The 15,782-nt window shown below is 27.5% G+C and carries 5 protein-coding genes and 3 pseudogenes; 3 read left to right on the top strand and 5 right to left on the bottom strand.

Annotated features, from left to right (window positions below):
- Positions 1-98: 98 nt before the first annotated feature.
- From ABGT36_RS06280 to ABGT36_RS06270, 3 genes and pseudogenes are all read right to left on the bottom strand, one after another.
- Positions 99-4,754 carry a DEAD/DEAH box helicase gene (locus ABGT36_RS06280; protein WP_346677264.1) on the bottom strand — a complete coding sequence of 1,552 codons (4,656 nt, stop codon included), beginning with the start codon at positions 4,752-4,754 and terminating at the stop codon, positions 99-101.
- Positions 4,755-7,946, bottom strand: a complete 3,192-nt coding sequence (locus tag ABGT36_RS06275) for a hypothetical protein (RefSeq protein ID WP_346677262.1) — start codon at positions 7,944-7,946, stop codon at positions 4,755-4,757. It abuts the gene before it with no gap.
- A 384-nt stretch (positions 7,947-8,330) separates the two neighbouring features.
- Positions 8,331-8,456, bottom strand: a pseudogene (locus ABGT36_RS06270) (helix-turn-helix domain-containing protein); the annotation flags it as partial.
- 279 nt (positions 8,457-8,735) lie between these two features.
- Here ABGT36_RS06270 and istA point away from each other — a divergent pair.
- Positions 8,736-10,048 (top strand): annotated as a pseudogene (gene istA, locus ABGT36_RS06265) (IS21 family transposase).
- A complete protein-coding gene (gene istB / locus ABGT36_RS06260; protein WP_087357274.1) occupies positions 10,045-10,803 on the top strand; it encodes an IS21-like element helper ATPase IstB in 759 nt (252 codons plus the stop codon). Before istA ends, istB begins: the two are co-directional and overlap by 4 nt.
- Positions 10,804-11,187: 384 nt before the next feature.
- Here the strand turns inward: istB and ABGT36_RS06255 are convergent.
- Positions 11,188-12,305, bottom strand: a protein-coding gene (locus tag ABGT36_RS06255; protein WP_204245297.1) for an IS3 family transposase whose coding sequence is annotated in 2 segments (ribosomal slippage) — positions 11,188-12,026 and positions 12,026-12,305 — 1,119 coding nt in all. Because the reading frame shifts where the segments join, the coding sequence is not laid out codon by codon here.
- A gap of 410 nt (positions 12,306-12,715) precedes the next feature.
- The gene (locus ABGT36_RS06250; RefSeq protein ID WP_346677260.1) at positions 12,716-14,458 is read right to left on the bottom strand and encodes a hypothetical protein; all 1,743 of its coding nucleotides are present in this window, start codon (positions 14,456-14,458) and stop codon (positions 12,716-12,718) included.
- Positions 14,459-15,094: 636 nt separating this feature from the next.
- Between ABGT36_RS06250 and ABGT36_RS06245 the strand changes: the two are divergent.
- Positions 15,095-15,268, top strand: a pseudogene (locus tag ABGT36_RS06245) (IS3 family transposase); the annotation flags it as partial.
- Positions 15,269-15,782 lie beyond the last annotated feature (514 nt).

Here is a 15,782-nt window from a genome sequence, read left to right as displayed (position 1 = left end):
ATCACGAACAGAATAAAAATACAACTATAAATAGGTATTTCAGTTATATATGAAATACCTATTTATGTATAAAGAAACAATTTAAGTCATGATTAGATTTATATCATTGTATTGAAACTGCTTAACAACATATTAATTACTTCTAATGCGTATTTACGTTTAATTCGATTGTGATATTTTTGATTGTAATAATTTCTTAAACAATTATAACAGCTTGTATTCTCATCACAACAATCTTGTGATACTTTCATCTTTGCACTTATCAATGATTGTTTCAAAGAATCTTTATTAATCAAACGTTTTACATGCCCTGCTCCACCAGGGACATTGTCAAACACAATGATATCATATCCTAAAGTATTAGCATTATATTGTACTAAACCATTAATATCATTTCGTTCAATGTTAAATTCAATACTAATTCCTTCAAGCAACGCATATAAGAACGATATAGCTTTATTTATATCAGTTATCCCTTCAATATAAAAATGAGCAACATCAGTTTTAAATAAATGTCCTAGTTTAACCCTGTTTAATACAGTTTCATGACATTTGATTCCTTTAAAATTATAATGTTCTTCTGTGATTTGCGGTAATAATTTATTTTCTCTATCAATAACCGAAAAACCACAAACAGGACACATATAAAATGAACTAGAATTCATAACTAACAATTGATCATCAATTGCTGATTCAATAGATAAGAGATTAGTCATATGCGCTGTATTTTCTATTTTACCTCCACCTATATAACTTACTTCACCAGCATAGGAACGTTTAGGTTTCATCCTTGTACTTTCTTTGTTTTCACCAGTTTTAAATCCTAAAGATGGAATGATAAAACTTTCAACAACTTGTTCCTCGTTAACATGTCCACAATGAGGACATTCTTTTATTTCAGATGGAACAATACTTACATTAACATGTCTACATTTTTCACAAGTAGAATAATAATATTTAGTAAAGTGCTTATCACTTGGAAGTGTAATATATTTTGAAGTGTATTTTTTTCCGTCAGCTACTACTTCTGATTCTGGTGCATATTCTGATATAGCAATACTTAGATCGCGTGATAATTCAATCTTACTATTATATATACCATTTTCATATACATCTAAATTAACCGAATCCACAGGGAATCCATATTTTGGAATAATACCATTTGAAGATAACGAATCTATTACTTTTGTACACTTTATGGCAGCTATTACTCTACTATAGTATGCAGCTTTTTCATGTTCACCATCACTCGAAGCTTCTGAAATAGCTTTTTCCAATACATTAACTTTGTCAATATATTCTGACATATATGATTTGATTTTATTTTCATCATATAATTTGTTTTTATACCAATTCATATCGTGATATTTAGTTGCATAAATAGATTCAGGAAGAATCTTTGTATCAATAACGTTTCTTATTTCTTCATTATCATTTTGTAGCATATCTAAAAATGCTTCTATTCCATGTTTGAATATCAAAGATTCCACATTAACAAAATATTCTGGATTTTTTCTAAAGAAATATCCCAATGCAACCGCGATTAAATGCCTTACAATAATCTTTTCATTTGTAATCTCAAAATGTGGTGGTCTAATAATACCTGAAATCATTTTTGTCGGATCATCAAAATATGTATAATCATGAGATGTTGCTCCACAGAATGTCAATACAAATGCAGAACTGTCTTCACTACGACCAGCACGTCCAGCTCTTTGCACATAATTTGCTGGTGTTGGTGGTACATTTCTTAAAAACACGGTTTCTAGATCACCTATATCAACACCCATTTCAAAAGTTGTAGAACAACTTAAGACATTTATTTTTTTATCTTTAAAATCTTTTTGATATTTTTTTGCCGCCTTACGCTCAATTTGTGCTGTATGTTCTTCGACCACTAGAGGTTCAATTTTCTTAGTAAGGTATTGTTCTCGATAATAACTACCTCCTAAATTTTCATCAACATCTTCAATTTCAATTAATTGTCCGTCGCATTTATTTTGAGGACAAACTCCCTTGACGTTATAAGGTGTTACTTTACCACATTTATTACATTTATAATATTTTGTTTTTTTATAATTATTTAATACATATTTATCGGCGTCAATTTGATAAATAGGTTGTCCATCTTGTTTTGTAAAAATATTAGCTTCAACACCACAAACATCAAAGATTTCAGTTAGCAATTCTAGACAAACCTCTTTGCTTAGTTTTGTAACTTTCATCATATAATCAAGTGCTGTATTGCTATTTTTTACTGGTAAAAAACTTCTCACAGATGTATCTTTTATACCATCTATAGCTTTTACTTCATTATTCAATTTTATAAAGTTATTAAAACGACGATAATTTAAATACTCTTTTCTTAGTTCAGGAGTTAATTCTGATTGAGAATACTTAATGGCACTTGCTGTTCTAAAAGTATCAAATAACACACGTACAAGATCGATAAACTCCTGTCTAGTCGATATTGTATTTTTCATGAATTCTATAATTGCTTCTGTTTCTAAACTTTTAATATACTTTTCAACATCTAACTCAAAATTAAATATACATAAACCTTCTGCGCCATAAATACCATCAATACTTAATAATTCAGTCAAAAGAATAATCCATGCTCTTTTATATGCATCAAACTCATCATTAAATAAATGTTTTTCATTAATCAAATCTTCTAAACTAGTAGCTAAAGTACCGACTTTTACCTTGTTGTAGTTATTATCCTTTATAACTTCCCAAATAAGACGTTTAGATAAGAATCTTTCATGATTACTTTGGAAAAATACTTTAAAAAAACTAGCTTGTTGTCTACTATCTGAAAAAGCTAAAAATTGTTTTGCTTTTGTTTTTTTTGTTACTTCTTGTTTTTTTCCAAAGCCTAATTTTTTTATAGTTACCTTTTCTTCACTGCCATCATCAATTGCTTGATAAAGTGTTTGAGCTAAAAGTGCAGTTCCTTCATCTTTACCTAAGTTAATAGTTCTAACAATACCAGCTTGTTTTGAACCTTTTCCACAGCAAGGACATTTTGCAATATTGTTCTTTCTATTGTTTTTTATTTTGTATACTTCAATATACTCATTATCATCACATGAACATTTCTCACTATTTAGATCTTTTGCATCAATTATTTTTCCACATTTTGAACAAATTAAGTACTCTCCATCTATTGTATCTTTAGTAATTTTATTTTCCTCAATATCTTGTTTGAAAATAAAATAATCTAAACCAACATTTTCCATTTCGCCATAGTTTTCATAAATATCAATTTCATTATTTTGTAATAGATATCCGCTTTCTATTTTCCCAATAATATATGGTGTATCACAGTATTTGCAGTTACCAATTTCAAAAGCCTTTTTCCCATCAACTTCAGTTGTATTAGCAAGTTTTAAGACTTTATTCTTCCCTAAAGTTACAAATGCACCTTTTAAGGATCTAACGAAAGTATGATATTTCAAATCATAAATCATTTTATGATTTTTTCTAGCAATATTTACTAGATGAATTAATGCAACTAATGCTTTTTCATTATTTAAATCCGTACCTTCAAACTTGTAAAGTAAATCCTTAAATTCTAAACTGCCATCTTTCAAATAATAATATAAATTATAAACATTTTTGTCTCTTGATAATAATTCATAAAGACATTCAGAAGCCGATTTACAATTAGAAACATCCATATAATTGCTAGCTATTGTTTTTACATTTTCCATATCATCGAATTTTTCATCAAGCAAAATATAATCATTAGCATCAACAAAAAATGTGAAATTATCATATTTTAATTGATCTCTTCTTGCAAAAATAATATCACTTTTTTTTAACTCTTTAGATGTAAGATTTTTTGCAAAGTTCACAATCTCGTCCTCAGACTCACCTTGTTGTCCTAAAGTAGCACTTGTCAAAATAAATTGAGGACATTTTGGTGCCAATGCGGTAACACGTCTTAATAACATAGCAATTTCAATGCCTAATGCACCATTGTATGTATGAGCTTCATCCAAAACAATAAAATTCCAATTTTGTAATCTATTAGTATCAAATATATCAAAATCTTTTGGTCTAATCAATAAATATTCAAGCATTGAATAATTTGTAAAAAGCAAATCAGGTGGAGTAGAGCGAATTTCTTCACGAGTAATCAATTCGTTAGATGGTATTTCATAGCCATTTTCTTCTTCAATTGCTTTACGTTCTGGCTTAGAAAGTTTTTCCTTTGTATCACCTGTAAAAAATCCATAAGTAATATTTGGATAACTAGATAACATATCGCGAACACGATCAATTTGATCATTAACTAAAGCATTCATTGGATATAAAAGCATCGCTCTAATTCCAACCTGATCTTTACCTGATGATTTATCTTTCATTATTTTATTTAAAATTGGATATAAGAAAGATTCAGTTTTCCCAGAACCTGTACCAGTGGTAATAACTAAACTTCTTCCTTCTTCAATTTTTCTTAAAGACTCTTCTTGATGCCAATATAATGTTTGATCAAGTTTAATCTTACCTAATTTAGCAAAATCAGGATGTATTTTACCTTGCTCTATTAATTGTCTAATTGAGTGATTTGTTGTAAAAGGAAGTGTTAGATTAATAAATGGTCCTTTATATAAAACTGCTTTTTCTAACTCATCATTAAAACATTTTTGATATTCATCATTTCCAAACTGAAATGATGATTTTAAATATTTTCTATATTCATATTCAATAAACTTAGATTGTTGAATAGGATTCATCTTGACCATTTAATTACCTCCTTTTAGTTCAAGATAATAAGAATATATATCCACTCCATCTGGATCATCCATATCATCACTTATTGTATGTTTTTGGAAATCTAATAATAATCCATCCCCCTCATTAGTTAAGGCAACTTCAATCATGTCATTATATGGCTCACTTGTAATTTCTATTTCAATTGGTCGAATAGGCGTAACGATATCCGGACCATATTTTTGTGTCCTACAAACGTAACCAATATAATGCGTTTCATCTAATTTTTCATACGGAACCAAAAAAGTATTTCTTAACCAATGTGTTTTTCTTATATATTTTCCACGTACCATTTGATCATAATCAACTTGATTTATTTTTAGCTTTCTATTTAATAAATCATCATATGCATAGAATTTTTTCTTATAAACTTTTAATTCAGTAAAACTCTTCAATGAAAACCCAGCAGATTTTTCCAAAAATGAGATTGTTAATTCTTCAAAGCTAGGAATATCCCCAATTGAAAGCAATTGGTTCGATTCAATAATATCTTTGAATATTTCTTCATCTCTTTCATTCTTTATAGATAAATAGACTTTTCCCTTTCCAACATAGTTTGGAGTTACATTCAAAACTTTAGTTGCTGGATTATATTCAAAAAATGTTTTTTCATCATTTATTAAACATCTGTTATAGCATTTAATACGTTGTACTTCTTTTTCACCATCATAAATAGCAACATCAACATAATCATTTGATGATTTATAAGATAATAGTGAACTTATTTGAGTTGTTAAATATATTTTTTTATCATTCAAATATGCAGCACCCAACTTATTGTCGTCTTTGTCATAGATTACTAATTCAGTACCATTAACCCCATCAAAATAGATATTACTTTGAACTTTAATATCTCCTATCCAAATATAATTTGAAATAGGTGCCCATTTTCCATTATCAATCTTATAGACAGGTATTTCTAAAGGTAATTTATAATTGTAATACTTCCCGTTTAATCTTGTTTTTAAGTTAAATGTGTCATATTTTTCAATATCCAAATAGTAATTTCCATCTATGTCTAATAATCCGGAATGAACATTAATTTCATAATTAAAATCATCAATCATTCTTTTTGAGAATACTAATTCAGAATCTACAATAAAAATAAAATGAGACTTTTTAATTTCTTTATTATTTCCATCTAAAGCCATCAAATCATAATATCCTGATTTTGTTAATTTCAATTCGATAATATACTTATTAAATTGTCCATTCTTTGACTTTTCAAATCTATAATTAGAAAGAGATTTTACTTTTCCATTAATTTTTAAACTAATAGTATCTTCATTTAGTAAACTTTCAATGACGAAAAAGTTAATTTCCTCATACACATCACACTTAAAGCTATCATATTGTAAATATGTAGATTTTCTTAATTTCCCGACAATTCCTGGTTCCATTGCTTCACAAAAACGTAAAACGGTATTAGAAAGATAAAAAGTAGTATCCCTCGTTACCTTTGAATATGCTAATCGATAATATTCACCGTTATGCATTGGAATCATTCCTTCATGATTAGATTCATTATGACAAATTACTAAGTCACCTTCAAAGTTTTTGTTGTTTTCTAATTCAATTCCTTTGACATTAAACATGATAAAGTCACGATATAGAAGTTCTTTACTATTATAAAGCACTTTATCATCTTCATAAATGACATATTGTAATTTACCTAAAGGATTATCAATGATAATTTCATCTAAAGATACTTTATATCCTCCAATAATTTCATATACTCGTGGTTTATTATTTACATAGATTTCTTTATCTCCATTTAATACCTTTATGACAATCTTTGAATAATCAATTGTATTTCGTACTTTATGTGCTGGTGGAACAAGAATTACTTTATTTCCCTCTAACTTGAATGTTGGTTTCCATCTGTTTGCGATTGAATCACGATTTTGTCCTTTAGTTTTTTTTAATTGTTCTTTCTTCTCATTCTCTTTAACCCATAGGTCATATCCAAACTTGTAGTATTGGTTTGTTACAATCGGAGTTCTTTCTTCCCAATAATGTTTATCAATTATTTTTAAAACATTTATACTTAAGTTAATAATCTCATCAATACCACTTCCGGATAAAATTACACTCTTTGTTGATTTAATTAATTTATAAGTCTTTTTTGTTGCCGATAATGATAATTCATCAGTATCATGATTTAAAGAACCTTTTAGCCCATCATATATAAATTTAAAATCATCTTTGATATTTTCATCTATGTAGTAATTGAAATTTACTTTGTAAACATCGAACATAAATTCGAAGAATTTTGGTAAGAAATACATTGGTACTATCGCATTCATTAAAACATAGTTAATGATTCTAGGAGATTGCGTATCAATTGTATTATATTTACTAATAATTGACCGAATCATTCCATCAACTTTTTGTCCTGCATAATTTTCATACAGTACTTGATATTTCTCATGAATATGTTCATAGAAGTTACCATCATAATCTAATAATGCAGATAATGTTAATGATGTAAAAATAATCTCGTTATTAGTAAGCATTGACCCTAAATACGATCTTAATGCTTCATTTAATTCTTTTTGTGCTTTATCATGAATAGTAGCAACAAACTTATCATCATTTAACAACTCTATTAAGTCATTTCCTATGTTTTGTCTATTTTTAATTTTTTTCATTAAGTATTTAAGTTTCAATTCCATTTTTGATTTAAACATAATACTTTCAAATAAATTAAATAGTTCATTTCTTTCATCATTTGTTAGAATATTATCTTCAAGTACTTTTTCAACTAAAAGTCTTACTTTATCGTAAACATCATTTCCTTTTAAAAATGAACTTTTTTCTAACCATCTTTTAAGTTCATCAATTTCATCTTGATTAATCACATTATCACAAATAATTCCTGCGATTATTCCATGTAAAATAACGATACTGTCATGTTCATTATTAAAGTCTTGATAATATTTATTAGCAAAAGATAAAAGCTCTTGCTTTTCATCATTGGTTATTATGTTATCCTCTAAAATACATTCTAATAGATCTAATACTTTACTAAATATTTTGTCATTTCTAAATTGCCTATTATGAGCTAACCAACTTTGTAGTTTTTCAATTTCAAGATCGTTAATTACTCCATCATAATTAACACCCTCGATTATCCCAATCAATTCAACTAAATTATCATTCATATTATTCCCTCTGCATATATTCCCCATTTTTATACTTATTAACTTAATTTTACAACTTTAGATCATTGCTAACAAGATCTAAAAAAAATTATATAAATTCGATAACATTTTATTTCGAAAAACCTTAAACTCTTTTAGAAAAAAGAAATGTTTTAACAACTCTTCCTAATCTTTTGCCTCTTCAGCCATTTCCTTTTGCATGCGTAATATATCCATTATTCGATGAAGACGTTTAAAAATTGCTGAATATAATGATTCATCATATGATATTTCTATCTCTTTTCCACAAAGTATTTCATCAATTTTTTTAAAAAATTCTGATATTAAACTGACAGTCTGTTTTTATACCGGTGTATTATCAAATATACAATAATATATATTCATTTACATATTCACCCATATATCCCCTTTGCCATAAACAGTTTTAATATAGCTTGGATGAGAAGAATCATCTTCAAGTTTATCTCTTAAACGTCTGATTCCAACTGATAAAGTATTATCTGTTTTTTCATAATTTACTTGTTTACAATATGAAAAGAAACAGTATTATTGTATTTTTGATTAATGGGATAAAGAGAAAACAATTGAACCAGTTTATCTCTCTCATTGATGCTAAGTTGTATAATTTAACCGTTTACTGTTTAAATCTATCACTAAAATTGCTTCCGTATTTTGTTATTAAAGCTTACTATAAATGCTACTATTAATATGTACAAAAACGATCATATAAAAATGTACAAAATCAATTCAACATAATATAATAATTCAGTTTTTATTGGAGGTTATATTATGATTATGAATTTAACAGTTAGTTCAAGTATTGAGATTAATTGTTTACTTGATTTACCAAAATTGAAAGTATTAGTAGAGGAGTTAAAATTGAAAATAAATAAATCACAAATTGCCCGAGAGCTTGGTGTAGATAGAAGATTGATTGATAAATATATGAATGGTTATACTAAGCCAAAGAAAAGAGAAAGAAAAAGTAAGTTAGATAATTTTTATCAAATAATATATGACTTGCTGATCAATCAAAATACTCAGGTTTTCTTTTATAAAAGAGTTTTATGGCAATATCTAAAAGATAATCATGGATTAGAGTGCTCAGCTTCCCATTTTAGAAAGTGGATCAGCCAGCATGAGGAATTTGATAAATACTTTAATGGCAGAACAAACAGGACAGTAAATGGTAAAATTAGAAACAATATGACAAATCATCGGTCAATCAAAAGAGAGACTGGTATGGGAGTTGAGGCACAATTGGATTGGAAGGAAAATATGCATTATACCTTAAGCACAGGTGAGGTTATTGAATTAAATATCTTTGCACTTGTATATTCCTATTCAAGATATAGGATTAATTTCATCTCGCTTACAAAAAAGCAGGGTGCTCTATTTCATTATCTTGATCAGGCATTTGAAGCAGCTGGTGGTGTGCCTGACATCTTAAAAACCGATAATATGAAAACAGTCATGGATGAGGCAAGAACAGAATATTCGAGTGGAAAGGTCAATGCAAAGTTTCAACAGTTTGCGGATGATTATGGCTTTATAGTGAAACCTTGTATTGCCGGAAAACCATGGAGTAAAGGGAAGGTTGAAGCGCCAATGAAATTATGGGATGAACTATATGCTTATAATGGGAAGCTGAACTATACACAACTGAATGAAAAAGTAAAGGAAATCAATGAAAGAAATAATTGCCAGGTGCACAGTGAAATAGGAAAAATTCCGAAACTTCATATCCAAAAAGAAAAAGATTTCTTATCCCCTTTACCACAAGAAAAGATAAGAAATCAGTATAAAATCACCATTAGACCAGTAAAAGTAGATTCACAGAGTTTGTTTTCCTATAAAGGTAATAAATATTCCGCACCACCAGAATATATTGGTAAAACAGTGAAACTACAGATATTTGATGATTATATACATGTGTATTCTAACACAAGACTTATAACAATTCATCAAATATCTCAATCAAAATATAATTATCATGAAGAACATTATCAAAAAATATATGAAGTAAGTTTTAAAGACAGTTCGGATGAAATCAAACAATTAGCCAAGGCAAATTTAAATTTGATAGGAGAAATATACAATGAGTAGTACATATATGCAATTGAAAAATAACCTGAATTACTTGAAGTTAAGTCAAATGAATGAAAATTTAGATGAGATGTTGGATTATATAACCAGAAACAATCTATCTTTTACAGAAGGATTGATCAAATTGACGCAGATAGAAATCGATCATAGAGAAAAGAATATGGTCAAGTCAATGGTTAAGGTAGGGGCATTTCCTCATCATAAAGAATTAAGGGATTTTGATTTTGATTTTCAGTCATCAATAAACAAACAGCAGATATTGGATTTTGAGACACTCAGATTCATCGAGAATTGTGAAAACATCGTATTTCTGGGTAATAGTGGCGTAGGTAAAACACACCTGGCTGTAAGTATAGGCATTGCCGCGGCAAAGCGTAGAAATAGTACATATTTCATCAAATGTCATAATCTTATTCAACAATTGAAGAAAGCAAATAACGAGAACAGATTGGAAGATAGACTTCGCCATTTTACCAAATATAAAGTACTGATCATAGATGAACTTGGCTATCTTCCGATTAATAAAGATGATGCGAAATTGTTTTTTCAATTGATAGATAGACGTTATGAAAAAAGAAGCACGATATTAACTACAAATATCAATTTTAGTGAGTGGGATGAAGTCTTCTGTGATGTGGTCATGGCAAACGCTATTTTAGACAGAATCCTTCATCATGCGCACGTGGTAACTATAACGGGTAAATCCTATCGATTAAAAGATCAAATGAAGCCAAATGAAGAGGAATCCTAATACTTAAAAATGCTCTTGATTATATTGAGAAGGAACACAATTGTACATCATAAATGATCATTTTTGTACAAAATTATATTGACATTTATACTTACCTCATTTCTTATTTTTTAAACGTCCTTTTGAAAACTATACTATTTAATGTAATCAAACGATTCATCAATAGCCTGAATATTCATCCAATCTCAAATATTTTTTTCTTTAATACTTTTTGATCTTTCTTTTTAATTTTTTTCCTCTTTTCCTTTATTCTATCAATAATCCTTCATTCAATACCATAATTCATTATAAAACTAATTTAAAATAATTATAATAATCAATTTATCAGTAGTCTTTTATAATTTTATAATGATATTGGATTGTCAACACTTTTTTGGACAATTTCTATGAGAACATTCTAAATTCAACAGGTGTTTTATAATCAAGTGAACCATGTATCCTGATATTATTATACCAGTTTACATAATCAAATAATTCCAGTTCCAGCTCTTCTAAACTATCAAACCTTTTATTAAATGCAAATTCCGTTTTTATAATTTTATATGTTGCTTCAGCTACCGCATTATCATACGGACATCCTTTTGTACTTAGTGATCTGGTTATATTAAATGTTTTTAGTGCTTTTTCAATTTCTTCATTTTTAAATTCACTTCCGCGATCCGAATGAAACAATTCTATCTTACTTAAATCATATTTTATTGAATAAAGTGCCTTTTCAACCAGTTCGGCATTTTTATTTTTTCCAGCTGCATATCCTACAATCTCTCTGTTATACAAGTCTAACATAAGACATATATAATTCCATTTGCCACCTACATTAACATATGTCAGATCACTGACAACTACTTTCATTCTTTTTTCCTGTTTAAAATTCCGATTAAGCTTATTATCTATACTGTCATTATTACATTTTGTTTTGTGTAGTTTATACTGCTTTACTGTATAGCTGGATACCAGGCCATTTTTCTTCATGATACGTCTGATTCTTCTTCTGCTGACGATATGGCCGCGCTTGGCTAATTCCACTTTGATCTTCCTTGAACCATAATTGTTTCGACTATTTTTAAATATTTCTTTTATTAAATCAGTTAAATCATGATCATTGGATTTTTTCTTTTTTAAATTATTATTGCGATTATAATATAACGACGATCTAGGTATATCTAATAATTTGCACATAGCGCTGATTGGATATTTATCTGCGTTGGAAATGATAATATTTATTTTCGTCCCATAATCAGCGCTGCCTGCTTTAAAATATCATTTTCCATTTTTAATCGCTGATTTTCTTTACGAAGTTTAATAAGTTCTTTTTCTGCATCGCTGCGATTATCTTCGATATTAAATGAACCGGTAGAGTTAAACTTATTAATCCATGAAGATAGAGCAGAAGGAGTTAATTCATATTCACGAATCAATTCAGCTCTAGGTTTACCACTATTATATAATTCTACAATTTTTTGTTTAAATTCATCACTATAGGTTCTTCTTTCTCTTGCCATTTTAGTTTACCTCACTTTTACTTTCTAAATTGTAACAGTTCTCTTAGAAACTGTCCAATTTAGTGTAACCTATCCATATAATAGTTATCGTTGGATAAGGTGTTTATTTATCTTATTCGAAAGGAGACTAGTGTCTATGAAGAATTTAAGTGAAAAAAACATCCTTAAAATCGTTAAAGACATAAAAGATATCACAAAAAACATTAGCGATATTGTTAATGGAATCAACGGTATCATTAATATGCTTAAACGATAGCATCCAACAAAAAGGAAGTTTTATAAAGAGACTTCCTTTTTTATATAAGTTTTAAAAACAGGCCATATATTCAGCTCAATAAATACATATTATTTTTTTCTTATTAATTTACTAGTTTTTCCTCTCTACTATCTATTTCAAATATTTCGGTTCTCTAGTGCTGTATTGGAAAAATTAATTTTGGTTTATCTCCAATCCCTATTACAGCCACAGTTAACTTATTCTTAAACGTAATGTTATCATACATATATTTATATAACATATGAATATATTTGTATTCAACTAACTCTACATCAAATTCAGTTACAGGCCATACCAACTCAGGTAAATCTTTTAAATGACTCGTATTGAAAAATGAGATTATCGCTTCAGAACCAAATTTTTTCAACTTATCAATATTAAAATCATTCAAAATTTTAGTATGAATTATACATTTATTCTGATTGTTTGTGATAAATACTGCAAATAGAATTTTTTTATCAAAACAATCGTACTCTAACACTTTATTCCACCATTCTTTAAATATGTTGTATAAAGTATCTTCATCAATTTGACTTACTACATTTAATTCATTAGTTGTTATACCTAATGATATCAATTCTTTGCTATTAAAATTTATACCTCCTAAAATAAGAAAATACAGTAAAATCGTTTGTGATCTAATATCTTCTATTTTATTGTCTTTTTTATATAAATTATTCTTATGAAAATAACCGTTTCTATTTAAATTTTTCCATGTATCAATCGCATTATATATACAACCACGAATCTTGCGATTAATTGCTAATTTAGCTTTATTAGATGTAACAAATTTATTGATTGACCACAACGTATTATCGATTTCTATTTCCATGTTTTCTATGTAAGGTTGAAATCCTTTATTTATTGTTTTTATAGGTATTCCTTCTCCTGAATGAAATTTAACAATCTGATACAATAATTGTTCTACTGATTTTAAGTATCCTGTCACAATACCCGTAAGATCTAGGTCCCCCATTGCATTGCTGTACACATCATATAACCATTCAGAGCTAATAAAACTATCTGCAAAATCATTACAACTAACCATGGCCCTATACATTTGATTATCAATGAAGTTACTATATATTGTTTGAAAATTTATATCTTCTAGAAATATATTATCATTTAAACGAAATGTTTCTTCATATTCAAACTCTTTCAACATTTTTATTTTTTTTAATTTATATTTTTCAATAGTATCTTTTGTAGGTGTAACCACTGTTTTATAATTAATAATCATATTACACTTAGTGTAAAATTCATTTGCATATTCTAAAAATATTTCATATTCTTTTTCACTAAAAAGAATTTCGAATAACCTTTTTAATTCAAAAACTTCAATAATTTTCTTTTCATTTTCATTTAATTTTAAATTAAACAAATTGGCAAGATCAAAATAACCAATAAAATTTCTCAAGATATATATATTAATTTTGTCTGCCTTTTTATTTCTTTTAATTAATTTCGTTGCTAATTTATCATAATCAGTCCAATTTGCCTTTTCATAGAATATATCAAACAAAATGTATATCTCTATCATTTGATTATTAATCATTATTGTTAATGAATGTTGCTCATTTCCATCACCATAGTAATTTTCATGAAAATAAATATTATTTCTATATAACAAATTTTTAATAATTTTTATTATATAAACCTCTATCCAATAACAGTATCCAGATTCATTATTTATAAATTTATGAAAATCAGGTCCTACTATATCAAACAATAGTCTAGAATTCTGCTTTTCAGAAAAATCTGCACCTTCATCTTCCTCATCTAAAAATATCGTTGAGTGTCCTATAATTGGACGGATCACTTCATATAAATTGTGAAATTGATATTCATATATATCTCTATTATCTTTTTTATGCATAATCATCACCTCTATAAACAACATTATATCATCGTTAAATAATATAAGTCTGTTTGTTTTAACCAAAATAAAATTTTAACTGGTAATCTATTTGAAATACTATAATATGTCTTATATAGCAAAAAAAATTAGTATTATACCTACAAGCAATAGTCCTAAACTTAATCCAATATCCGACATGCTACAATCACCTTGTAATATCGTTAATAATGATATTACTCTTAGAAAAATATCTACAACTAAAAGTATCATATTTAACAGATGACATTCATCAATTTTATTGAAGTAATTCTTTTTTTATCTTGAGCAACAAAATTAATAGACTTAAATAATAAATAAGTCCCAAAAAATATACACAACCACTTTTGGTAAAAAAATAATATTATCTCAACTGTGATAAAAAATTTTATGATTTTTATTATCATTTTTGTAATGATTTTTAAGTGCTAAAAATTAAAATAGTGTGCATTTATAATAATTAGAATTATTGATGAACATTCTAATAAATACAGTTAAAAATACTATGCAGAAGAATAATAGAATTTTACTGAAAAATACAAGTAAATCAGAAAAAGTTCGGTATAATTTTTTCTTCGGCATAACAGTGATTGTGAAAACGAAATCAAATGCAGGAATATTGAAGAAGCAACATACAAAATCATCAAAACGTAATTTGTATTCAATAACAGATTTGAAAATCTTAAAGAACTGGAACTTGAACTGTTTGACTATGTCAACTGGTACAATAATGTGAGGATACATAATTCACTAGATTATAAGACTCCTGTTGAGTACAGGCTGTTCTTATAAAAAGTGTCCAAAAAAATGTTGACAATCCACTTCTAAATCTTGGATTCGCATATGAATTCAGGTAAAAGAAAAGGAAATATCTTTCGCTATTTCCTAGACCCCTCCACAATTGACATGGAACCATAAAAACATCACCCTAAACCATATGGTTTTGGATGATGCTTTTTTTACTTTAAAATGAGCTAGGAGCTTTAAGACCCCAGATTATTTGAAAGTATCATTTTTAAAAAACCAATTAAAATTTAGAGCCCCAATAGATTTGAAAAATTTTGTATACTTCATTTGTCTACCTTAAGGGAATAATATCAATTTTTTGCTTTCGGGCCAAATTACACTAACAACAACGATTATCTTTTTATGATATTCATGGCTGTTTTCTTCTTTTAAATGGCTATACAATTCTTTATTTCGTTATAGCTTTTTTATTCCACACTTTATGCGGTTTACTATACTAGTTTATGCAAATATTATAAAATATGTTTTCTCTATGTATTTGCAGAAGTCTCATCAGTTA

Source organism: Erysipelatoclostridium sp. An173 (genome assembly GCF_963931465.1).
GTDB lineage: Bacteria > Bacillota_I > Bacilli_A > Erysipelotrichales > Coprobacillaceae > Thomasclavelia > Thomasclavelia merdavium.
This window is presented reverse-complemented; position numbering and strand designations above follow the sequence as displayed.